20 protein-coding genes are annotated in these 20,956 nt (G+C 34.6%); 10 read left to right on the forward strand and 10 right to left on the reverse strand.

Going from position 1 to position 20,956, the window contains the following annotated elements; genetic code table 11:
* Nucleotides 1-11: 11 nt before the first annotated feature.
* Genes ASG38_RS10535 through ASG38_RS10555 form a run of 5 tightly spaced genes read left to right on the forward strand, consistent with a single transcriptional unit; the run spans nucleotide 12 to nucleotide 8,054 of the window.
* Nucleotides 12-317 carry a helix-turn-helix domain-containing protein gene (locus tag ASG38_RS10535; RefSeq protein WP_235498585.1) on the forward strand — a complete coding sequence of 102 codons (306 nt, stop codon included), beginning with the start codon at nucleotides 12-14 and terminating at the stop codon, nucleotides 315-317.
* On the forward strand, nucleotides 314-3,424 hold the full coding sequence (locus ASG38_RS10540; RefSeq protein ID WP_056070297.1) for an N-6 DNA methylase: 3,111 nt from the start codon (nucleotides 314-316) through the stop codon (nucleotides 3,422-3,424). Before ASG38_RS10535 ends, ASG38_RS10540 begins: the two co-directional genes overlap by 4 nt.
* Before the next feature lie 4 nt (nucleotides 3,425-3,428).
* A complete protein-coding gene (locus tag ASG38_RS10545) occupies nucleotides 3,429-5,267 on the forward strand; it encodes an N-6 DNA methylase (RefSeq protein ID WP_056070301.1) in 1,839 nt (612 codons plus the stop codon).
* A 12-nt stretch (nucleotides 5,268-5,279) separates the two neighbouring features.
* Nucleotides 5,280-6,299, forward strand: a complete 1,020-nt coding sequence (locus ASG38_RS10550) for an SIR2 family protein (RefSeq protein WP_056070305.1) — start codon at nucleotides 5,280-5,282, stop codon at nucleotides 6,297-6,299.
* 6 nt (nucleotides 6,300-6,305) lie between these two features.
* Complete coding sequence (locus ASG38_RS10555) at nucleotides 6,306-8,054, forward strand: ATP-binding protein (protein ID WP_056070308.1); 1,749 nt, start codon at nucleotides 6,306-6,308, stop codon at nucleotides 8,052-8,054.
* A gap of 67 nt (nucleotides 8,055-8,121) precedes the next feature.
* On the opposite strand, the gene ASG38_RS10560 is transcribed toward ASG38_RS10555, so the two are convergent.
* From ASG38_RS10560 to ASG38_RS10570, 3 genes are all read right to left on the reverse strand, one after another.
* Entirely contained in the window at nucleotides 8,122-8,403 is a 282-nt protein-coding gene (locus ASG38_RS10560; RefSeq protein ID WP_056070312.1) for a helix-turn-helix domain-containing protein, read from the reverse strand.
* Nucleotides 8,400-8,696 carry a helix-turn-helix domain-containing protein gene (locus ASG38_RS10565; RefSeq protein ID WP_056070316.1) on the reverse strand — a complete coding sequence of 99 codons (297 nt, stop codon included), beginning with the start codon at nucleotides 8,694-8,696 and terminating at the stop codon, nucleotides 8,400-8,402. The genes ASG38_RS10560 and ASG38_RS10565 overlap by 4 nt, the downstream gene beginning before the upstream one ends.
* A gap of 362 nt (nucleotides 8,697-9,058) precedes the next feature.
* Nucleotides 9,059-9,469 carry a DUF3408 domain-containing protein gene (locus tag ASG38_RS10570; RefSeq protein WP_056071418.1) on the reverse strand — a complete coding sequence of 137 codons (411 nt, stop codon included), beginning with the start codon at nucleotides 9,467-9,469 and terminating at the stop codon, nucleotides 9,059-9,061.
* 407 nt (nucleotides 9,470-9,876) lie between these two features.
* Here ASG38_RS10570 and mobA point away from each other — a divergent pair, with 407 nt between their 5' ends.
* Both mobA and ASG38_RS10580 read left to right on the forward strand, forming a co-directional pair.
* Nucleotides 9,877-10,338, forward strand: coding sequence for a conjugal transfer protein MobA (gene mobA / locus ASG38_RS10575; RefSeq protein ID WP_056070319.1), 462 nt, complete (start codon nucleotides 9,877-9,879; stop codon nucleotides 10,336-10,338).
* Nucleotides 10,339-10,403: 65 nt separating this feature from the next.
* Nucleotides 10,404-11,231, forward strand: a complete 828-nt coding sequence (locus tag ASG38_RS10580) for an AraC family transcriptional regulator (RefSeq protein ID WP_056070322.1) — start codon at nucleotides 10,404-10,406, stop codon at nucleotides 11,229-11,231.
* 108 nt (nucleotides 11,232-11,339) lie between these two features.
* Here ASG38_RS10580 and ASG38_RS10585 read toward each other — a convergent pair whose 3' ends face one another.
* Entirely contained in the window at nucleotides 11,340-13,490 is a 2,151-nt protein-coding gene (locus tag ASG38_RS10585; protein WP_056070324.1) for a nuclease-related domain-containing DEAD/DEAH box helicase, read from the reverse strand.
* A gap of 294 nt (nucleotides 13,491-13,784) precedes the next feature.
* On the opposite strand from ASG38_RS10585, the gene ASG38_RS10590 reads away from it, so the two are divergent.
* The 3 genes from ASG38_RS10590 (at nucleotide 13,785) to ASG38_RS10600 (ending at nucleotide 15,997) form a co-directional block, all read left to right on the forward strand.
* A complete protein-coding gene (locus ASG38_RS10590; protein ID WP_056070326.1) occupies nucleotides 13,785-14,351 on the forward strand; it encodes a DapH/DapD/GlmU-related protein in 567 nt (188 codons plus the stop codon).
* Nucleotides 14,352-14,362: 11 nt separating this feature from the next.
* Nucleotides 14,363-15,421 carry an alpha/beta hydrolase gene (locus ASG38_RS10595; RefSeq protein WP_056070330.1) on the forward strand — a complete coding sequence of 353 codons (1,059 nt, stop codon included), beginning with the start codon at nucleotides 14,363-14,365 and terminating at the stop codon, nucleotides 15,419-15,421.
* A gap of 99 nt (nucleotides 15,422-15,520) precedes the next feature.
* Nucleotides 15,521-15,997: a cyclophilin-like fold protein gene (locus tag ASG38_RS10600; protein ID WP_056070332.1), complete on the forward strand. Its 477-nt coding sequence runs from the start codon at nucleotides 15,521-15,523 to the stop codon at nucleotides 15,995-15,997.
* A gap of 144 nt (nucleotides 15,998-16,141) precedes the next feature.
* Here ASG38_RS10600 and ASG38_RS10605 read toward each other — a convergent pair whose 3' ends face one another.
* The 6 genes from ASG38_RS10605 to ASG38_RS10630 all read right to left on the reverse strand — a co-directional run bounded on the left by ASG38_RS10605 (nucleotide 16,142) and on the right by ASG38_RS10630 (nucleotide 20,806).
* Nucleotides 16,142-16,465 (reverse strand): hypothetical protein, encoded by a 324-nt coding sequence (locus tag ASG38_RS10605; protein ID WP_157486145.1) that lies wholly within the window; start codon nucleotides 16,463-16,465, stop codon nucleotides 16,142-16,144.
* Between the two features lie 23 nt (nucleotides 16,466-16,488).
* Nucleotides 16,489-17,418, reverse strand: coding sequence for a GLPGLI family protein (locus ASG38_RS10610; protein ID WP_056070338.1), 930 nt, complete (start codon nucleotides 17,416-17,418; stop codon nucleotides 16,489-16,491).
* A gap of 187 nt (nucleotides 17,419-17,605) precedes the next feature.
* Entirely contained in the window at nucleotides 17,606-18,013 is a 408-nt protein-coding gene (locus ASG38_RS10615; RefSeq protein WP_056070341.1) for a hypothetical protein, read from the reverse strand.
* A 94-nt stretch (nucleotides 18,014-18,107) separates the two neighbouring features.
* A complete protein-coding gene (locus ASG38_RS10620; protein ID WP_056070344.1) occupies nucleotides 18,108-18,539 on the reverse strand; it encodes a hypothetical protein in 432 nt (143 codons plus the stop codon).
* A gap of 75 nt (nucleotides 18,540-18,614) precedes the next feature.
* Nucleotides 18,615-19,040: a hypothetical protein gene (locus ASG38_RS10625; RefSeq protein WP_056070347.1), complete on the reverse strand. Its 426-nt coding sequence runs from the start codon at nucleotides 19,038-19,040 to the stop codon at nucleotides 18,615-18,617.
* Entirely contained in the window at nucleotides 19,040-20,806 is a 1,767-nt protein-coding gene (locus tag ASG38_RS10630; protein ID WP_056070350.1) for a SprT-like domain-containing protein, read from the reverse strand. Before ASG38_RS10630 ends, ASG38_RS10625 begins: the two co-directional genes overlap by 1 nt.
* Between the last annotated feature and the right edge of the window lie 150 nt (nucleotides 20,807-20,956).

Below are 20,956 nucleotides of genomic sequence, written 5' to 3' on the forward strand. Positions count from 1 at the left end.
TCAAGATGCAAATGGAAAACTTAGGCGACCATATCAGACAACTTAGAGAACAGGCAGAAATGCCTTTACGGAAGCTTGCCGCATTGCTCGATATAGACCAAAGTACATTGAGTAAGTTAGAACGAGGAGAGCGACCTGTAAACAGGCAAATGCTTCCAATAATTGCCAAGACCTTCAATGTGGATGAGAAAGAACTTGTGGTAGCATTTATGAGTCGACAAGTCGCATATCAGCTTATCGATGAAAAATATGCCAAAGACATTCTAATTGCAGCAGAAGAAGAAATCAACTATCAAACAAAAAAGAAAAGAAAATGAGTTCAGAACAACGAAAACAAAAATTAGCTGAGCTCATTGCGGAATACACTAAGTTCAAAGAACAAGGCAAACTTGATTTGACCTCAGAAGAAACAATCAGAACTTGGCTCAACGAATTATTAGCAATTTTCGGTTGGGATGTTCGGGATACATCTCAAATTCTTCAAGAGAAAGTGTTATCAAAATCAGAGAAAGAAAAACTGAAAGAAATTGGTTCACAAAACACACGACCTGATTACACTTTCAAAGTTGCGAGACAGAAACTAACGTTTCTTGATGCCAAAGATATTACTGTAAAAATTCTTGAAGATGCAGAAGCTGCTTTCCAGATAAAATCTTACGGTTGGTCAATTTTAGCTCCCTGTGCTTTCATTTCAAATTTTGAAGAATTTGCAATCTTCGATTGTACATATACACCTGAAAGAGGACAAAACGCCAATTTGGGAAGGTTGTACTTTACTCTTGACGATTATATTGAAAAATTTGATGTTTTAGAAGCACATCTTCTTAAAGAAAATATTTATAAAGGTAAACTTGACGAGATTTATTCTGCTTCTTTTCAAGGGAATCGTTATGTCGAAAAAACAACTCCTGACTTTAAATTTGCTCAACAGCTTTCGGATTTCCGATTAGCTTTAGCGACCGATATTCTTAATAGAAACACTGATTATATTGGAATTAATTCAGCAAATCTTAGTTATATTGTTCAAATCATCATCAATAGAATTTTATTCATTCGGGTATGTGAAGCACGAAAAATTGAAGAAGAGGGATTGTTGCTCTCCTTCAAAGAAGGAGGGTTTTGGAATGAATTTAAAAATTCTTCCTATTTTGATTTCTTTGAACATTATGACGGACCTTTGTTTGACCGTATAAATGCAATTCACGAAATCGAAATTTCTAATGAAGTTTTTGACCAACTATTACAAAAACTTTATTATCCGTCTCCATACCGCTTTGATGTAATACCTACAAAGGTACTTAGTGATATTTACGAAATTTTTCTTTCTAAAAAACTGCTGATTGGAGACAATGAGGTAAAAGACGAAATCAAAAGTGAATATTTAAAGACGAAAGGTGCTGTTAGTACACCACAATATATTGTTCAGGAAATTATCCGAAGAACTATTCCTAAGCAAAAACTTTTGGAAGAAGGAATTGAAAGCATTTTCGATAAAAAGATTTTAGATATAGCTTGTGGAAGCGGTGTTTTTGCTATTGAGGTTTATGATTATATAGAAGAAATTTTCCGTGAATTATTTTTCACTTCCAATCATCCCGATTTTCAGCAGTACTTCGTATCCACAAATGATGATGTAATCGTTAATATATTGGGTAAAAAAGCAATTATGGACAATTGTATTTTCGGGGTTGATATTGACCCTGAAGCTGTTGAGGTTGCTAAAATGTCTTTATCTCTAAAAATTGTAGATACTTCCGAATACCTTGAATCATACAACGAAATTGGTGTTTTTGGAAATAAAATCTTAAACGGAATAGGCAATAATATTCGTTGTGGCAATTCATTGGTTGAGTCTGATATTCTCGAAATATTCCCATCACTTGAAAACAACGAAGAGGAATTTTTAAATACAAACATTTTTGATTGGAAAGGCGAACACGGCTTCAGAGAAATATTTGAGGAAAAAGGTGGTTTTGATTTTATAGTCGGAAATCCGCCCTATGTGGAGGTAAAACACTACAATGTAGATTTACCTTATATGCATCTGTACATCAAAAGAAAATTTCCGTCTGCAAAAAACGGAAAAGTTGATTTGGCTATTCCTTTTATCGAAAGAGGTATAGAATTATTAAATCCGTCAGGGAAACTTGGATATATTGTCCAAAAAAGATTTTTCAAAACAGAATACGGCAAGAAAATACGAGAAATAATTACAACATCTAATTATCTTTCATCAGTAATTGATTTTGAAACAACTACTATATTCAAAGACAGAATTACTTATGTAGCCTTACTTCTTTTAGATAAATCATCTCCCGATAATTTTAGTTTTAAATTATTTGACGGAAATACTGAAACACTTGCGTCGCAATTAAGAGAAACAGAAACACCAGATGTTGCACCTGAACAATATTCTATTTTACCAGCGACCGCCATTACTGCTAATCCTTGGAGTTTTGACGACAATCAACTTATTGAAATCAAAACACGATTATTAGAGAACGGTTCTTTAGGAGATTATGCAAAAGTGCGTGTTGGCGTTCAAGTACTTTGGGATAGAGCTTATCACATAAGACCTATTTCTGTTGAAAATGGAATCATCAGAGGAAAATCCCACATTGAAGAAGATTTTGAGATTGAATTGGATGCTTGCAGACCGCTCATTTGTAATGAGAATTTCTATCCGTACAGAAAAGACACTGCAGATGTATTTGTTATCTTTCCTTATGATGTTGCAGACGGAATTGTATCAGAAATAAAATTCTCTGATTTTGAGGAACGGTTTCCTCTTGCTTCTGAATATTTACGAAGAAACAAGGCTGTTATTGAAGCCACAGTTGAGACATTACCAAAGAAGTTCCCTGAAAAATATACTGACAATTCTTGGCACTTGTTTACAAGGGTACAAAATCACGGAGCCACTTACCCTAAAATATTAGTCCCAATGACAGCTTTAGATACTTTCGCTAACGTTACATCTTCTGATAGAACTTATTGCGACAATGCCAATGTATTTTTTATAGACATTCCCGAAAAAGACGAAAATAGCTTATATGCTTTATCGGCAGTCATTAACTCAACCGTGTATTCTGTTTTAGCAAGGTCAATTGCTAATCCTCAGTCGAACGGCTATTTTAAATTCAACAAGCAATTTCTTGAACCTGTTCCTTTTCCTGTCGAAAATTTCAGACAAAACACGCAATTGAAATCTGGCTTGGCAAGGATTGCTAAACGAATTGACGAATTACAAAGTAACTATAAATCTTCTTCCCCATCACAGCAAAGAAGTATTTCAAGATTACTTGCGGCACAATGGAATGCATTAGATGAATTGTGTTATCAACTCTATGGATTAACTGATGAAGAAAAAGCATTCTTTAGCGACAGGGGTAGAAACATTGACCGAATTCAAATTTTAAACTGACAAAATGCAGAAAGAATTTAAAAATATCATTAATCAGTTCAGCGAAGATGAAACTTCTCTGAATAAGATTATTGTTTCTGCTTTTATTAAAGCAAATGCTATAAAGGTCAGAAACAATACTTTAATACAATCGCTGATTATTTCAAATAATTCTCCATTGAGCCAACACATTCATTTGGATGTTAAGTTTACTTTTGATGACCTGATTGAAGCGTTTGAATTGGCTATTCCTAAAAAGGAACAAGTTATTAACGGAGCCGTTTATACGCCAAACTATATCAAAACCTTTATAGTAGAAAATTCATTTTCAAAAATTGAAAAACCACATCAAGATGCCTTAGTTGCAGATATTGCTTGCGGTTGTGGAGCATTTTTATATACTGTTTCCAACAAATTAAAGTCGGAAACTGACAAAACTTATTATCAGATATTTAGTGAAAATATCTTTGGTTTAGATATTAGTAAAAGTAGCATCAGAAGAACAGAAATTCTGCTTTCACTTTTGGCTTTGGCAAATAATGAAGATAGAAAAGAGTTTAAATTTAATTTGCATTGTGGTAATGCCCTTTCATTCGATTGGCTTAAAAACAATCCAAAAATAAAAAAAAATAACGGGTTTGATTTAATTGTCGGCAATCCGCCTTATGTAAGAGCAAAAAACATTGACAAAGCATCTAAAATGCTTTTATCCAATTGGACTGTTACAAAATCAGGCAATCCTGATTTATATATTCCATTTTTTGAAATAGGCTTAACACAACTAAATGAAAATGGCGTTTTGGGTTATATAACAGTAAATTCATTCTACAAAAGTGTAAATGCAAGACAATTACGAAAGTATTTCCAAGAAAAGAAATACAATTTGAGTATTATTGATTTCGGACACGAAAAATTGTTTGGAAAGAAGTCTGCATATACTTGTATTTGTTTAATCTCTAAGAAGCAATCATCATTTGTTTCATTCAAAAAGGAGAGCGGCTCTACTTTGACCAAAAACGAACTTAAATCTTTCAATAGAATTCCTTATAAAGATTTGGACTTTCATAAGGGTTGGCTTCTTAATGACAAAAAAATTGTCGAAAATATCAAACGAATTGAGAATACAGGAAAGCCATTAGGGGAAAAATACAAGATAAGAAACGGTATAGCTACGCTTAGTAATGACACTTATATTTTTAAACCTGTTTCTGAAACGGAAAATTATTTTATACTCGAGCAAAACGGAAAAGAATATGAAATAGAAAAAGTGATTTGCCGTGACATAATAAAACCTAATATTCTCAAATATGAACACGAGATTGAAATTGTGAAAGAGAAACTGATTTATCCATACACAAATGGAATGAGTCCGCTTTCACTAATGACTGAGAAATATTTAAAATCAAACTTCCCAAAAGCCTATAAGTACTTGTTAGACAATAAGAAATCCTTGATATTAAGAGACAACGGTAATGGAAATTACGATGCTTGGTATGCATTTGGACGAACACAAGCATTATCCGACAAAGGTTACAAACTGCTTTTCCCTTATATGGCAAAAAATCCACACTTTGTTTTTACCGACCAAAAGGAAATGTTGATTTATTGCGGTTACGCAATTTTTGATGAATCGCCCGAAGAACTTAAAATACTGAAACGTATTTTGGAATCAAAAGTATTTGAATATTATATGGCAAATACAAGCAAGCCATATTCAGCAGGCTTTTTATCATATGCCAAAAACTACGTAAAGAATTTTGGTATTTGTGAGTTGAACGAACAAGACAGATACTTTCTATCAAATGGAGCAACTAAAGAAGAAGTTGATGAATTTTTGATAGAAAAATATGAAATAACAATATAATGAAAATTACAAATGGACTTTGACGCATTATTAAAACAACTTCAAGATTGGACAAATAAAGTTCCTTTGATTATATTGGGTAGTGGAGGTTCTGTTCCTTTTGGCTTACCGTCGATGTGGAGACTTGGAGAATATCTAAAAAGTACATTGTCTTTTGATAATGATATCGATAATACTCAACTTGAAGCATTTAAGAAAAGTCTTGATGAGTTTCAAGACTTGGAAAAAGCCTTGTTGAGCATACAACTCAATGATAATGTTCTGAAAGCTGTAATTAAAGCCACTTGGGAGTTGATTTCGGAAGCCGATTTGATTGCATACGAACAATTTGTTTTGAATAGTAAAGAAGTACCATTGGTAATATTGATGAAACATTTGCTTTCAACTACCAACAGAAAACTTTCCATAGTGACAACTAATTACGACCGCATTGCAGAATATAGTGCAAGTACTGCCGAAGCATTTATTTGTACGGGATATGCTCAAAACTACATCGGACATTTTTCAGATAACATTCACACAAATGCTTTGTCAAACATAAAAGGATATAGCGGACAAGTTAATATTTGGAAAGTTCACGGCTCTTTGGATTGGTTTGAAACATCAAATAAAGAAAATGTGCATTTACCTCTACGTAAAGATATTCCACAAGATTACAAGCCATTAATTGTAACGCCAGGACTTAGTAAATATGCCGAAACGCATAATGAACCATACAGAACCATATTCGCACAAGCAGATAATGAAATTCAAAATGCAAATGGTTATTTGTGTATTGGATACGGCTTTAATGATGTTCACGTACAACCAAAACTCATTCAACAAATAAAGACAAAACCAATCATTGTTATCACGAAAGAATTAACACCCAAAACAAAAGAAACAATAATTGATGGAGGCTGTAAGAATTATATCTTAATGGAAGAAAGCAATGGCAAAGACACCAAAATATATTCATCAAGTCAAGGAGAACATATAATTGAAGACGTTAGCTATTGGAACTTGGCAGAATACCTAAAACGAATACAATAACACAATATGGCAATATTCACTTTTGAAGACAATTCTTCTATTGGAACAGTTTTTAGTGTTGACACGGCAACACTAATCATAAAAGTTGACGAACTCGAAAAACTAAGAAAATTACAAGTCAATCACTTGGTGGCAATTCAAAGTTCAAAAGCAGGACAACATTTAATCGGAATTATCAACCGCATAACTCGGAAGGCTTCTGATGAAGAACAACCAGCAGGAGACGATTTGGGATTAAACAATTTCCTTTTCACAGAAAACATTTTGAAAGTGAATTTGATTGGCACTTTGTTGAATAAACACGGAGAGAAAGAAAACGTTTTCAAAAGAACACTTGATACAGTTCCAGAAATAGAAGCAAAATGTTATCCGATAGACGGAGAGAATATTACCAAGTTTATGCAAACTATTTCCACAAAAGAGAATTATGAAATTCCGCTTTCAATCGGAAAATATTCCATAGATGAAAATGCAGAAGCATTTTTGGACGGAGATAAACTTTTTCAAAGACACGCTGTAATTGTTGGCAGTACAGGTTCGGGTAAGTCTTGGTGTGTAGCCAAAATCATTGAACAGATAGCAAAATTGCCAATGGCAAATTCTATCTTATTTGATATACACGGAGAATATAGCGGAGCAAACTTTAAAGCTGACGGAATACAACATTTCAGAATTGCCAATCCTTCGGATTTGGGCAAAAAGGGCAACCTTGCAAACGGTGTTTTGATGTTGCCTTATTGGTTATTAACCTATGAAGAAATGTTGGCAATGTTGCTTGATAGAAGTGACAGTAATGCGCCAAATCAGGCAATGGTTTTTTCGAGAACTGTATATACTGAAAAGAAAAACTACCTTACTTCAATAGGAGATACAGTATTTACTAATAACTTAACAATTGACAGTCCAATACCGTACAAATTAGATGCTGTTTTAGACGAACTTAAACGATTAGACACAGAGCGTGTTGCAGGTTCTACGTCAGCAGGTAAAAATGGAGATTTTAATGGGAAATTATCTCGCTTCATTCAGCGTCTTGAAGCAAAGAAAGATGATAAACGCTTAGGATTTTTATTTCAAATTTCCGAAGATGAATTACAATTAGATTGGTTGAACGATTTTTGTAGCGCGTTGATGCACGGTTCGGAACTTAATGGCAAAAAATCAGGCGTAAAAATCATAGATTTTTCCGAAGTGCCGTCCGATGTTTTACCCTTAGTAATTGGTTTAGTTGCAAGAATTATTTTTACAGTTCAACAATGGACAACGAAAGAAAATCAACATCCAATTTGTTTACTTTGTGATGAAGCTCACCTGTACATTCCAGAAAGAACAAATCAAGATAGTGCTTCCGAACTTGGTTTGAAAAGTTTTGAAAGAATTGCAAAAGAAGGTAGAAAATATGGAGTGAGCTTAACTGTAATCAGCCAACGACCAGCCGAAGTAAACCGAACTGTTTTAAGTCAGTGCAACAACTTTATTTCGTTACGACTTGCTAATGCTGAAGACCAAGCTGTAATTAAAAGACTTTTACCAGATAATCTTACAGGTTTAACAGAAGTTCTTCCAATCTTAGACATTGGCGAAGCATTGATAGTTGGAGATGCCTCATTATTGCCAACAAGGGTACTTATTTCAGAACCAACAATAAAGCCAGACAGTGCAACAATTAAATTTTGGAAAGAATGGGGCAATAAAGATGCTAAACAAAATATTGTAAACGCAGTAATCGGGTTACGTAAGCAATCTAAATCGTGATAATAATTATCCGTCTCCTTGTAATTATCTGATAAATAGACAGTAAGCTAACTATTGGTTTTCTATATCAATTACAATAGTTATCTTCCAATACCTTCACAATATCACTTTCCCGGAAAAGGATTTTCCGTTCGAGTTTGATAAAAGGTATCAGTCCGTCATCTCTGTACTGTTGCAACGTCCGTTTGCTGATGTGCAGCATCTCGCAAACCTGTTCACCTGACAGGTAGATTTCCCCTTTTAAGAGTGGGTGGAAATATTCCCTGATATACAGCAGTTCATTTTTGATGCCTACCACAGCTTCGAGCAGTGCAAGCATATCCTCGTTTGAATTTCCAATCTGTTTCATTTCTTCTGCTTTTTTAATGGTCGCTCTCCCTGCATCAGTAATTCCACTTCGGATAATCTGAAATACGTTTTCCGATTGATTTGCGTTGCTCCAAGAATACCCTTTGCCCTGTACGTCTGCAACGTACGTTTGCTAATGTTCAGCAGTTGGCAGGCTTCCTGTTGGTCGAGCCATTTCGTTGCCTGTTGCAATGCTTTGTAAGGCGCTGTGATTTCCTCAATCAATAAAGAAACTTCCTTTACTTCCCTGTGTAGTGCTTTCAAAATCTGAATGTCTAAAACCGTTATCTCCATATCTGTATCATTTGAACCTTAAAAATATAAGGTACTTATATGGGGCTTTCTAATATTGCTTTCAGAGGTAGTATTTGGCGTTCAGTTGCCAAATTGAATAGTTGAAAATGTACCCAAAAAGAACAAAAAGGTAGCAAAGGTAAAGCGGACAGCCACCGCACAGCCCAACCAAAAGACTACGGCATAATGGCAGGGCAAATAAGGTGGCTTCGCCGGGTTGTTGTGTTGCCCTGCCACCCTTCGGGACTTATTCCGTTTCCTTTTGGTTTTCCGCTTGTCCGCCTTGTTTGAATGGCTTTCTTTTTTTTCTGTTTTTTTCTTTTGGAAACAATTTTGTGAGGATGAAACACCGTGTTTATGGACTAAAAAATAGGCTTATTCTTTTCATTGAAGCTTGCCGTTATCTGCTGTTCAAACTCCTGAAAATGGTAATCCAATAAATTACATAGATAAGCATAGATTGTAATGTTATCTTCTCCGATAACCTGAACGATACGGGAGAGTTTTTTGTGGTGGTCGGGGTCAATATATACCGATTTTCCCTGCCGTGCCGTACCCTTTACCTCCTTAAAAAATATCTTTTCATAATCAGCCTGACTATTACTTTTTATCCTGCTACGTTCTCTTGAAACAGGCTTTTCTTTTTCCTGCTGTTGGATTGGTTCTTCAACAGGAACTTTAAAACCATCTTTTCTTACTCCATCCACCATCAATTCCATCATTTTCGCTTCATCAATATCCGGTGTCACTTTTTTCTCATTGTCTCTGTTCATAATTTTTGTATTTGTCTGTTTGTAATTTTTGTCGTTTGTTCTTTCAGGCATTGGGAGCCATATATGACCGTTTGTACGTTTTTCCGTTTATACAACTCGCTCATTGTTCGGACAAATAAAAGGAGATATGCAACAACCACATAAATATGGCATTCAATGGCAGTGTTTGGCGTTCAATGGCTTACAGGGTTTCTATTATTCTTCCTGAAATTTGACACAGGAAATGAGCATTTCTCTGCTGACTACAATCCATCTCGAAGAGTGGATTATTGTGTTCACCGGAACACGGCAAGTTGTGTTTTGAGCTGCTCGAAATAAATTCCGCTGCTCAAAACCACTTGCCCTTACGCAGGGAGCTAAACCATTTCTCCGAAGTCGAATGGTTGAAATATTAAAAATAGATTGTTATGGATGGAAATCAAAGAAAAAAATGGAACAAAGGCGGTAGAAAACCAAAGCTTAACCCTGCACAAAACAGGTATATGTTCAGGCTTACCGATGAAGAAAACGCCCGATTTCTGGCAATGTTTGAGAAATCCGGTGTACATACCAAGGCTAAATTCATTACTTCCGTGTTGTTTGGAAAAGAAATCAAAACGGTAAAAATTGATAAGGTTACAATGGATTACTATATGCGATTAACCAATTTCCACAGCCAGTTCAGGAGTATTGGTGTAAACTACAACCAAATCGTGAAGATGTTATACCATCATTTTTCCGAGAAAAAAGCAGCAGCTTTCCTTTATAGGTTAGAAAAGCAAACGGTAGAAATGGCGTTATTGTGTCAAAAAATTATTCAGCTGACCGAAGAATTAGAAGCAGAGCATCTGAAAAATATTTACAGTGAACCTCACAGCAAAACAAAATGAGCCTTTCAGAAAAGCAAAGCAGGCACAAAATTTCTAAATTTGTACAGGAATAATATCAGCAGGTTATGAATGTAGAGCAAGAAGATAAATACGACACATTAAGCTATTCGGGAATTTTCCTTTCGTGTTTTTCCGAATATGGCGCACACTGTGTACACTCCAAACCCGAACACGTTTTGGTATATATCTATTCGGGCGAACAGGTTATTGTTGACCGGAATAAAAAGACCATAATAAAGGCGGGAGAATGTGCATTCATCAGGAGAGATAACCGTCTACAAATGTTCAAAAACAGTAAAGGCGCAGATTGCTACAAAGGTATTTCGCTGACGTTTCAACGTAATGTTTTGCGGGAGTTTTATAGCAAGATGAATAAAGCGGAGATCCCTAAAGATGTGCCTATATCAGACAAAAAAGTTTTCAAGCTAAAGCCAAGCCCTGCGATTGAAAGTTTGTTTCAATCCCTTACTCCATATTTCGACAGCAATGTAAAACCAACAGAGGGCGTAACACATTTAAAACTATTGGAGGGCATTTACGCTTTGCTCAACAATTCAGAAGTATTTTACCCGATACTTTTCGACTTTGCCGACCCGTGGAAAATTGACCTTTTGGAGTTCCTGAACGAAAACTATATGCAGGAGCTTTCAATGGAACAAATCGCAGCTTTTACAGGTCGGAGTTTAGCAACATTCAAAAGGGATTTTAAAAAGATAAGCAGCCTCACACCACAAAAATGGCTCATCAATAAACGTTTGGAAATGGCTTATATCAAACTAAAGGAAGAAAAGAAAAAAGTACAGGAGGTATATATGGAAGTAGGTTTTAAAAACCCCTCACATTTCTCTACTGCATTTAAAAAGCAATATGGTATCCCACCGACAGAGGTGTAATTTTTTATATTTTGGGCGTGTCCCCTTTGCATTTTTGCCAACGCTCAAAAGCCAGCACAAAAAATGCAAGTGGGTCGGGCTTTCCGTTCTAATCTTTTTGTATAATGCTTATTTTACTCGTTTTATTAGTTCGTTAAGTTTGTCGTTATACTCTGTATTTCCATAGTTGATAATAATAAGGTTTGTCCTACTTCTTGTAATTCCTGTGTATAAAATTTCATCAAAACTTACCGAATGTCGTTTCTCAATAATTAAAAATAAGTTTTCGCATTCCCACCCTTTAAAACTATGAATTGTTGAAATTTTCACTGTTCCACTATTCATATAAAAGTTCATTTTTTTGTTGTCTCGGATGAACTTCAAATTTTTACTTAGTGTATTTGGGTTATAAGTATTTTTAAACTCTTTAATTTCGTTTGTATATTTCTCTATAAATAGAGCCAAGTCTGTAAAAGTCGTTCCGAAAGTTCTACAACGAATTTCTAATTTCTCTTTGAACTGTTCGGGATATTCTAAATACAAATCATATAATGTTAGAAGGATACTGATTTGATTGTTCGCCTTTTCTGCGTTTCTATCATTTTCTCTTTTGAGTAATTTTTTAAATTCTACAAGCCAAGGTAATGGCCCTTTTCCAACGAAATTAATTCCATAGCGATATATCATTTCGCTGGTTTCAAACATTGTATTTGTCTTTTCGTTTGAACTGTAACGATAGTAAGCGTCAAATTTTTTGAGTAAAGAAATTGTGTTTCCCAAAACGGTAATGTCATTGGGTTGAATTCCTTTATTTATAGCATTTTGATAAATTATTGTGTACAAACTTACAACGCTATCAACATCAGATAAATAAATATAGTTTATTGCACCTAATTGCTCTTTTTGAAAGTCAATTTGTAGAACATTTGAAAATTCATTTTTATTGTCAATTTCATATTTGTCTTTAAAAAATTCATTCTGAAATTCAATTGTCAAATCCTGAATTTTATAGTCAGAACGAAAACTGTTTTTTAATTCGTTGACACCTTTTACATTCGTTGAAATGTCCTTGTTTTCAATTTTGTTATTGTAAATATTCTGTTTTACATCTCCGAATAGCACATATTCTCCATCTTCTTTTAAAAAATAAGTTTTGATAATATCCATCCAAGGTCTTTTATAGTCTTGAATTTCATCAATGAAAATAGCACTGTATTTTTTTAATTTATCTTTGTTTTCTTCAAAGAGATTTAAATTTGAATAGTAATTTTTCTCAAAATATTCTTCCTTAAACTCGTCTGTATTTTCATCAAAATTTTCAGGAACTTTGATTTCTACGCCAATATTGTTGAGTTCAGTATTAATGAATAAATGGTAATTTAAGATTATGAAGTTTGTCCAATTGAAGTTTTCACGAACTTTACTAATTTTATCTTTAATGTAGTTTTTTAGAGTGATGTTGTAGGTTAATATCAAAACTTCTTCATCAGTTCTTTTAACCGCTTGAACTGCTCTCGCAGCCAATATTGTTGTTTTTCCCGAACCTACGACACCTTTTATCCTTTGTTCCTTTTTTTCTTTTCCACCATAAATTATTTCAAGCTGTTTTTTAGTGTATGGAATTTCTTTTTCCACTTGTTCCTTAAAATGATATGGCGGATTTAAAAACCGTTTGAAGCTTTTATATATGTCATTTGTGAAATAGAATGAAGGTTGATTAGATATAAGATAACAACTTCTCAAAATTTCATTAAATGGATTTTCAGATAAATCATCTCTGCCAATTAGTTGAATATTATACTTTAAAAAGTCTAAATATTTTTTGTCGTGTTTAAATGGTTCAACTAAAAAATTCGAGAGTTCAGTACTTGTAGCATTATGAAAATAAACAGCACAACTTACAATGTTGAAATTTTTAATATTCGATATTTTCTTTGCTAAAAGATTTTCAATATGTAAGTTGAAAAGATTTTCCTTGTATTGTAATACTTGGGAAATAGGCGACTTAATGTGTTGATTAATATTTTTTACTTTCCAATTTTTCCGCTCGTCTAATTCATAACTGTCCAAAACATAATCTTTGACTTCAATGATTAAAACGCTTTGGTTTTCTTTCATTATTATTACGTCAGGTCTATCTCCGTTGAGAAATGGATTGAAGAAAATTTCAAAACTGTCGTCTAAATTATTTTTGAGAAAGTTAAGCAAATACAGTTCTCCGATTTCAGGTTTTACTTTCAGGTTTTGTATTTCGTCAAAAGTCGGGAAGAATACTGCCATTTTCAGTCTGTCTTTTTGTTACAGTGCCTATTTACACATATTTGTTTATAATGTGCCACAAAATTAAACAAAAATCTCAACCGCATTATTTAGCGTTCGCTTTGCGTGAGGGATAGAAGCGAAAAGCCCACAGCGAAGAACGAGCGAGGACTTGTAGCGAATAGCCCGACCCGCAGGGTCACGTCCAAAATATTTATCAAACCAAAATTGAGCCTTACAGAAAAGCAATTTGAGCCTTACAGCAAAACCGTTGTAAGGCTTTGTTTTTACCTTTGTATCATAAAATGTTAGGCAATGGAAACAGCAACAACAGATATATTTGAACGGTTACGTAATGGCGAAAGTGTACCATTCAGCGACCCTCAATATTCCAAAATAGGACAAGCCTGTTACGATACAAAGAAATTGTTGTTTCAAATGAACGGCACAGCCGAGCCGAATGAAGTGAGAAGTTTATTAAGCCAAATTACAGGAAGTGGGATTGACGAAACCACAACCGTTTTCACACCGCTACACATCAACTACGGTCGGCATACCAAAATAGGTAAAAACGTATTCATCAACTTCGATTGTGTGTTTCTTGATTTGGGCGGCATCACTATTGAAGATAACGTACTGATAGCCCCAAAGGTCAGCCTGCTGTCAGAGAGACACCCCGTAACGCCCGGAAACAGGGCGACACTGACCACCGGGCATATCCACATCAAAAAGAATGCTTGGATTGGCACAGGTGCTACCATTATGCAAGGCGTAACCATTGGTGAAAATGCCATAGTAGCGGCAGGTGCGGTTGTTTCAAAAGATGTTCCCGATAACATAATTGTAGGCGGTATTCCTGCAAAAATCATTAAGTCAATTTAAAATAGAGAGATATGAAAAGATTATCAGTTTTAGCAGTATTAAGCCTTATGCTTTTAGGGCAATCCTGCACACAGCATACAAACAATAAAAATTCAGAGAAAATGAACGATACAGCAAAAACAGAACACTATACGTTTGAGTTGAGTGACAAGGTTACACGCCAAAAAGTAACGTTTAAAAACCGTTACGGTATTACGCTTTCAGGCGATTTATATACCCCGAAAAATCCCAGCAGCGAGCCTTTGGCGGCACTTGCCATCAGTGGACCATTCGGGGCTGTGAAAGAACAATCATCGGGATTGTATGCCAACCAAATGGCAGAACGGGGATTTGCCGCATTGGCATTCGACCCGTCCTACACTGGCGAAAGCGGCGGCGAACCTCGTGCGGTTGCTTCACCTGATATTAATACTGAAGATTTCAGCGCAGCAGTGGACTATCTCGGCATACAGAAAAACGTTGACCGAAAGAAAATCGGTATCATCGGTATTTGTGGTTTTGGAGGCTTTGCCTTAAACGCTACTGCCATTGACAAGCGTGTGAAAGCCGTTGCCGTTACCAGTATGTACGATATGACGAGGGTAATGTCTAAAGGTTATAATGATGCAGTTACGTTAGAACAGCGTACAAAAACATTGGAGCAATTAGGCGAGCAACGTTGGAAAGATGCGGAAGCAGGAAAATTCCAATCCGGCGCAATATTAAATCCTGAAAAGCTGAAAGGCGATGAACCGCAATTTGTAAAAGAATACCACGACTATTACCGTACACCACGAGGCTACCACGAGCGTTCCCTGAACTCCACAGGTGCGTGGAATGCGACCAATGCGTTGTCGTTTATGAATATGCCGATACTGACCTACATCAAAGAGATTTCGCCAAGACCGCTTTTAATCATTGCAGGAGAAAAAACGCACTCCCTTTATTTCAGTAAAGATGCTTTTAAGGCAGCAGCAGAACCAAAGGAATTGATGATTATCCCGAATGCCGTTCACGTAGATTTATACGACAAGGTTGATGTTATTCCTTTCGCCAAGTTGGAAACATTCTTTAAAGACAATTTGAAATAAAATGGCAGTTATGAAATGCCCATTAATGAATTTATCAAATCAACAAAATCTTTTTTGGGCATTTCATCTGACTATTAAAAACAAATAAAAAATAAACAGATGAAACATTCTTTTTTAATGGTTGTGGCTTTTATGACAATGATTGTATGCAGCGCTTCGTCCTGCGATAAGAGCGATGATAATAGCAACACAAATAACAATCCTGAAAATACTACCGCTATGGCTAACGGTAAAATTAAAATAAAGGTCGGTTCACAAACCTTTACGGCAACATTGTTGGGTAACAATTCGGCAAAGGCATTTAAGGATATGCTGCCCTTGACCATCAATATGGTTGAACTGAATAATAATGAGAAATACTATGATTTGCCGAACAGCCTGCCGACCAATTCATCCAATCCCGGAACCATTAAAAATGGGGATTTAATGTTGTACGGTTCAAAAACGTTGGTGCTGTTTTACAAGACCTTTTCAACATCATATAACTACACTAAGTTAGGTGCAGTTGATGATGTAACAGGTTTAGCATCGGCATTGGGTTCAGGGAATGTGACCGTTACTTTTGAAATGGAATAAAAATTCCAGTAAACGATTAAAATTAGATTGGTAATAGCGAAATGGATAGATTTTGTATATTTGCTATTGAGCTAACGGAAACACATTGAAAAGCAAAGCAATAAGCACTGTTACCAAATCGTTACCTGACTTCTTTGATTATCTCTATAAAAGCTTAGTATTCAAACAGTAAAGCTTTTCCCTGAAAACTTTAAAATAAAATATGGCCTGTTTATCATTTTGCGCCTTTGCAAACATTTGTCCGGCATGCCATTGTAAGGATTGACTGTTGGTGCGTTTTTTATTCTTTTTAAGATACGAAACAATCATATTGCCCGCTTTTTCATATTCTTTAGTATTGGCAAGTTTTCTCCAGCAGCAGGTGTCACTGTCAAAAAAACGCTGTTCATACAAGAGTACGTTGCTCAGGTCTTGAGCAGCAAGATTGGAGCATGAAAATAAAAGTAGGAGAAGAACTATTGTTTTCATTGTTGCCATTCCACCAAAAATCATCATGGGTAAGGATGTAGAGATTTTGGGCGCTCTATCGGATTGTTAAATACGGGCATTTGTGCAGGAATGCCAGTGTTTTTACCAGGCGAAACTTGTTTGAGGCTGCCAAGTCCTACTAATTCCATTTGGGTTTGCAGGAATTTCTTTGGGTCCTTATCGCGGGTTTCCTTTAATTTCTTTATTTCTTCCGGAGTTGCTTTAATAGCATCTGGAGGCAATTGAATTTCAGTTTCTGAAAGGACATTGCTGCTTCCTATTTTTTTGATAGTATAATCATTCGATGGATTTTTAACCAGTTTTGCCTTTTCGTCAATTTTCTCCAATCCTAAAAAGATAAAACTCACCTCTGCATCCTCATCATAAGCTTCAACAATTAGTCCGGGCAATCCTACCAGTTTCCATGGCCCGGTTGAAAAAGGTAACTCTTCCGCAAACCAGGCTGTCCAGTTCCTGCCTCTAAAATAGCCTGTTGCTTTTTTGCAATTCAGGCCTTCAATAATACGGGTATCGGTTGAGATTTTCCAGTCAATTTTTTCTACTTTTTCTTCTGTAAGATAAAAAGCCACCAATTGCTCTTTTATAATAAACTTATGCCGATTGGCAAAATAGAAAATCTCCATGCTATTGGATTGTCTTTTTTTGGGCGGAGAAACAAATGTGGGAGTTTCTACATTAGCCTGCTGACGTTTTTGTTTTTCAAACGCTTCTTTGGCTTCTATATCCTGTATTATTTTATCATAACTTAAATATACAGAAGCATTTTTACCGGCTATTAGCATCATGTTTTCCCTATAATAGTTTTCCCTGTTTGTAGTATCCCGTACATGTGAAAAGGCATATTTTACACGAATCAACGCCTTGTCCGGCTCTTGTGCAAAAGCAAAAGGGGCAATTGCTGTTGCGAATAAAGTAAATAGAAAAGTTTTCATATCTCTGTTGTTAAGTGTTGCTGTTTCGATTTGAAAATCAATGATTTACCTTTCTAAAGTAATGAATTTTATTTTTAGTTACACAAAATCGAAACAGAAAGTGATTAAAGTGAGAGGGTAAAATAAAAAACGACGGGAATTCCCGCCGTTTTTAGTTAAGTATAATTGATTCAACTTTTTTTGCTACTTAATTTTTAAAATTAAGATATTCCGAATTTGCAATTGAATCTAATTCTTTACTTTCAAAAAAGGATAGACAACCATTAGTAATAGCTTTATAGCCTTCCAAATCTCCACCTTTAAGCCAAGTTGCCCTATCGTTGATAATTTTGGAATAATTTTTCCCGATAGCAGTCGTTTTTGATAATACATTGAAATCTCCCAATACTTGAAAATTTAAAGAGGGAGAAGCATCTTTTTCAATCATGACATTATTGTTTTTAAGACACTCATAGAATACCTGTGACTTAAAGGCAAAAATCCATTCTTTTTTTTCTTTGTCCGTTGATATTTCATTTCGATTAAACTTAGAAGATGTTTTACATGACAAAAGAAATGAGAAGCATAAAATAATTAAGACATATTTTTTTTTCATACTCCATATTAGGTTATAAATTATCTACTGTTCCTTTTTAAAAATTTATTACCAGATAATTGATGAAGATTATATTAAACCTTTGAAATACGTTTTACTCACATTCCTGTGGTTTTTCATAGTAAGTCATGTGTTCAATCCTATTAAGTTTTATTTTTTTATGTAGAGTTTTTTCATTTATTACAAAAACAAAATGCGTTTCCGTTAATTTTAAAAAATCTAAAACTCTTAATTTAATTAAATCATCAATGTGGATTATTTTTTTGTTTTTTTGTTTTTTTAGGAATCTTTTCGATACATAAGGATTATGAGCCTGTATGGCAATTTCCTTTATCAAAATAATACTGTCTTTTTCCGTATTCCAAACTGAAAAAACTTCATCGTTGTTTGGTTTTTTTACCCAGCTTTTCCCTATTCCATCCGTCATTTTAAAATCAAAAATAATGTAGAGGGAATCTGTTCTTTGGGAAGGAGTTTGTGCAAATAAACAATTTGAAAGAAGGAGGATAAATAATAAAATTCTCATTAGTTGCAGTTTTTGGTTAATAATTGTGCGGAATTTTAGGGGCTTACATACTCTCGTGTTAAATTCTATTACTTTTCATTCCTGTGGTCTTTCATAATAGGACCGGTCTTCAATTCTATTTAGCTTTATTTTTTTAGATATTGCCTTTTCGTTTATTAAGAAAATAAAATTTTTTTCCATTAGTTTTCTATATTCCATTATATTCAATTTAATCAAATCATCAATATTGATGATTTTTTTTGGATTTCTTTTCTTAAAAAATCTTTTTGATACATACGGGTCTTTAGCCTGTATGGAATTTTCTTTTCTAAAAACAATGCTGTCTTTTTGCGAATTCCATACAGAAAAAACTTCATCGTTGTTCGGCTTTTTTACCCAGCTTTTCCCTATTCCATCCGTCATTTTAAAATCAAAAATGATATATAATGAATCCGTTCTTTGGGAAGGAGTTTGTGCAAATAAACAATTTGAAAGAAAGAGGATAAATAATAAAATTCTCATTAGTTGCAGTTTTTGGTTAATAATTGTGCGGAATTATTATAGAAATTAAATTTTTGTAGTTTTACAGGGTCGTTTTCTATATAATTTATGAATGATTCGGTTTGGTGAAGTCCTGCCAGGCTTAAATTATAAAAAAAGTCGTTCCAAATAAAAGGTTCTAACGCCTCTGTAGTAGTATTATAAAAAGGGTCGCTCGTTATTTGCTGTTGATGGGATTGTGAGATAAGCTTGTCTTTTAATCCCCATAGCACATCCATAAATGTTGGAATCATATGGTTAAAAATAAAATCATGTTGGCTTTGTGCTGACCCATTTACATTTATATGACAATTAAATCCTTGATAGAATGTTCCTATAAGTTCACCTAATTGTAGGTTATTTAAATAAGGTAAGGTTGCGCCATTATTACAATTAGCTTGTTTAATATTCAAATAGGCGTGTATAGCTTCATGGAGTATTACTTTTGCAATAAAAATATCAGATTTAGAATTGTCAAGAATATTTTTATTAATCCTGATTAAATTATTATATGTAACTATTTCATTCTCTCTAGTCGGAAACATTTGGCAATTTCCATTTAAAGTGGTAGGAAGATTATCTGCAATTTCAAATTTTACATTTATTCTGTCATTCGTGCTAAACGTATTCTGAAATAAATCTTTAAATGCAGGTACTGTCATCATAGTTTTATATATGCAATCGAGTTTTTTACCTTCAGTAGTGTTTAAATCAATGCCTGTAAAGTCAATATTGGCAGGAGATTCGAGAGATTTCTCAAAATTAAAATTTAATCCGCTAACAATACTGTTTTGAATAAATTGTTTGGCAAAAGCTTTTGCCTCACTATTGATATCACCATCTAAAATCAATTGATTGTTAACATAGGAATGATTGGAGGTATTTTCTTTTAAATAGTTTAATATAACAGCCACAGCAGCATTATTATTAGCATTATTCCACCATGCTTTCTGTTCCGGAGTAAGTCTCCTGATAAATCTAAAATCAATTATTCCCATAAAAACGGGATGTGTTGCAATAGATGTTGCAATGTCAGGATTTCCGCCTCCGGCATCGTTAATAGGATTAAGAACGAAAGTATTGTTAAGATAGGGTTCGGGTTCGTTTATAATTATTTCAAAACAATTAACAGAGGTTATCGATTTCACGTGTGCACCTCCATCCTTGTTAGTATAGCAGCCTTTTCCGGCTAATGTGGGCGGATTGTTGTTGGTGCAATACAAATGCGTACTTATAAAACATTTGGTGGCAGAAGTCAATCGGGAGGCCAAATTGGAGTGTCCTAATTCCGTCATATTGAACTTTCCCGAAAATTGGGTGTCCGGATTTAGCTCGAAGCGGGAAAGAAAAGAGGCATCCGGTTTATATTTAACAATAATTGCCTTTTTCTCATTTCCGTCATCAAAAACAACAAGGTTTTCAAATACGCCATCTTCCTGATTTTCTCTTGTGATAGACATCGTGTAATAGGCTATCCCATTATTTGTAATTTGGATTACCGCGGTACTGTCTATTTCAAATTGATAACGCGGGTCTGTATTCTTATTCCGGACTGATAATCCGTGATTGGGTATAATTTCTGATAATAAGCCCGGAAGTTTTTCAAATTCTTTAAATTCTTTACTGACAATAGGAGCGTATGGATTGCGTTTACTGGCCGATTCCTGAAGGTCTTCGACCTGGCAGTTTACTAATAGTAAGCTTCCAATTATGAGGAAGCTAAAAAGAAGTTTTGTTTTGAGATTCATAGTTCTGTTTGGCTTTTATTGTTGGCTGATATCTTCGGGTTGTGAAAGAATTGTCCTGATTAATTTATTATGTATAAATATGCCCACAAAAGCTGACCTGTTTTAATGGAAAGTAATAAGTGGTTGTATAGAAGAATAAGTGGTAAGATT

The sequence above is a fragment of the Flavobacterium sp. Leaf359 genome, from assembly GCF_001423985.1.
Classification (GTDB): domain Bacteria; phylum Bacteroidota; class Bacteroidia; order Flavobacteriales; family Flavobacteriaceae; genus Flavobacterium; species Flavobacterium lindanitolerans.

Bases quoted from the DNA above. Each gene is read 5' to 3' on its own strand.
- ASG38_RS10590 (WP_056070326.1), top strand. From the start codon at position 13,785: ATGGAAACAGCAACAACAGATATATTTGAACGGTTACGTAATGGCGAA.
- ASG38_RS10610 (WP_056070338.1), bottom strand. From the start codon at position 17,418: ATGAAAACTTTTCTATTTACTTTATTCGCAACAGCAATTGCCCCTTTT.
- ASG38_RS10630 (WP_056070350.1), bottom strand. From the start codon at position 20,806: ATGAATCTCAAAACAAAACTTCTTTTTAGCTTCCTCATAATTGGAAGC.
- ASG38_RS10560 (WP_056070312.1), bottom strand. From the start codon at position 8,403: ATGAAACAGATTGGAAATTCAAACGAGGATATGCTTGCACTGCTCGAA.
- ASG38_RS10545 (WP_056070301.1), top strand. From the start codon at position 3,429: ATGCAGAAAGAATTTAAAAATATCATTAATCAGTTCAGCGAAGATGAA.
- ASG38_RS10550 (WP_056070305.1), top strand. From the start codon at position 5,280: ATGGACTTTGACGCATTATTAAAACAACTTCAAGATTGGACAAATAAA.
- ASG38_RS10615 (WP_056070341.1), bottom strand. From the start codon at position 18,013: ATGAAAAAAAAATATGTCTTAATTATTTTATGCTTCTCATTTCTTTTG.
- ASG38_RS10555 (WP_056070308.1), top strand. From the start codon at position 6,306: ATGGCAATATTCACTTTTGAAGACAATTCTTCTATTGGAACAGTTTTT.
- ASG38_RS10580 (WP_056070322.1), top strand. From the start codon at position 10,404: ATGAATGTAGAGCAAGAAGATAAATACGACACATTAAGCTATTCGGGA.
- mobA (WP_056070319.1), top strand. From the start codon at position 9,877: ATGGATGGAAATCAAAGAAAAAAATGGAACAAAGGCGGTAGAAAACCA.
- ASG38_RS10600 (WP_056070332.1), top strand. From the start codon at position 15,521: ATGAAACATTCTTTTTTAATGGTTGTGGCTTTTATGACAATGATTGTA.
- ASG38_RS10570 (WP_056071418.1), bottom strand. From the start codon at position 9,469: ATGAACAGAGACAATGAGAAAAAAGTGACACCGGATATTGATGAAGCG.
- ASG38_RS10595 (WP_056070330.1), top strand. From the start codon at position 14,363: ATGAAAAGATTATCAGTTTTAGCAGTATTAAGCCTTATGCTTTTAGGG.
- ASG38_RS10535 (WP_235498585.1), top strand. From the start codon at position 12: ATGGAAAACTTAGGCGACCATATCAGACAACTTAGAGAACAGGCAGAA.
- ASG38_RS10565 (WP_056070316.1), bottom strand. From the start codon at position 8,696: ATGGAGATAACGGTTTTAGACATTCAGATTTTGAAAGCACTACACAGG.
- ASG38_RS10625 (WP_056070347.1), bottom strand. From the start codon at position 19,040: ATGAGAATTTTATTATTTATCCTCTTTCTTTCAAATTGTTTATTTGCA.
- ASG38_RS10620 (WP_056070344.1), bottom strand. From the start codon at position 18,539: ATGAGAATTTTATTATTTATCCTCCTTCTTTCAAATTGTTTATTTGCA.
- ASG38_RS10605 (WP_157486145.1), bottom strand. From the start codon at position 16,465: ATGAAAACAATAGTTCTTCTCCTACTTTTATTTTCATGCTCCAATCTT.
- ASG38_RS10585 (WP_056070324.1), bottom strand. From the start codon at position 13,490: ATGGCAGTATTCTTCCCGACTTTTGACGAAATACAAAACCTGAAAGTA.
- ASG38_RS10540 (WP_056070297.1), top strand. From the start codon at position 314: ATGAGTTCAGAACAACGAAAACAAAAATTAGCTGAGCTCATTGCGGAA.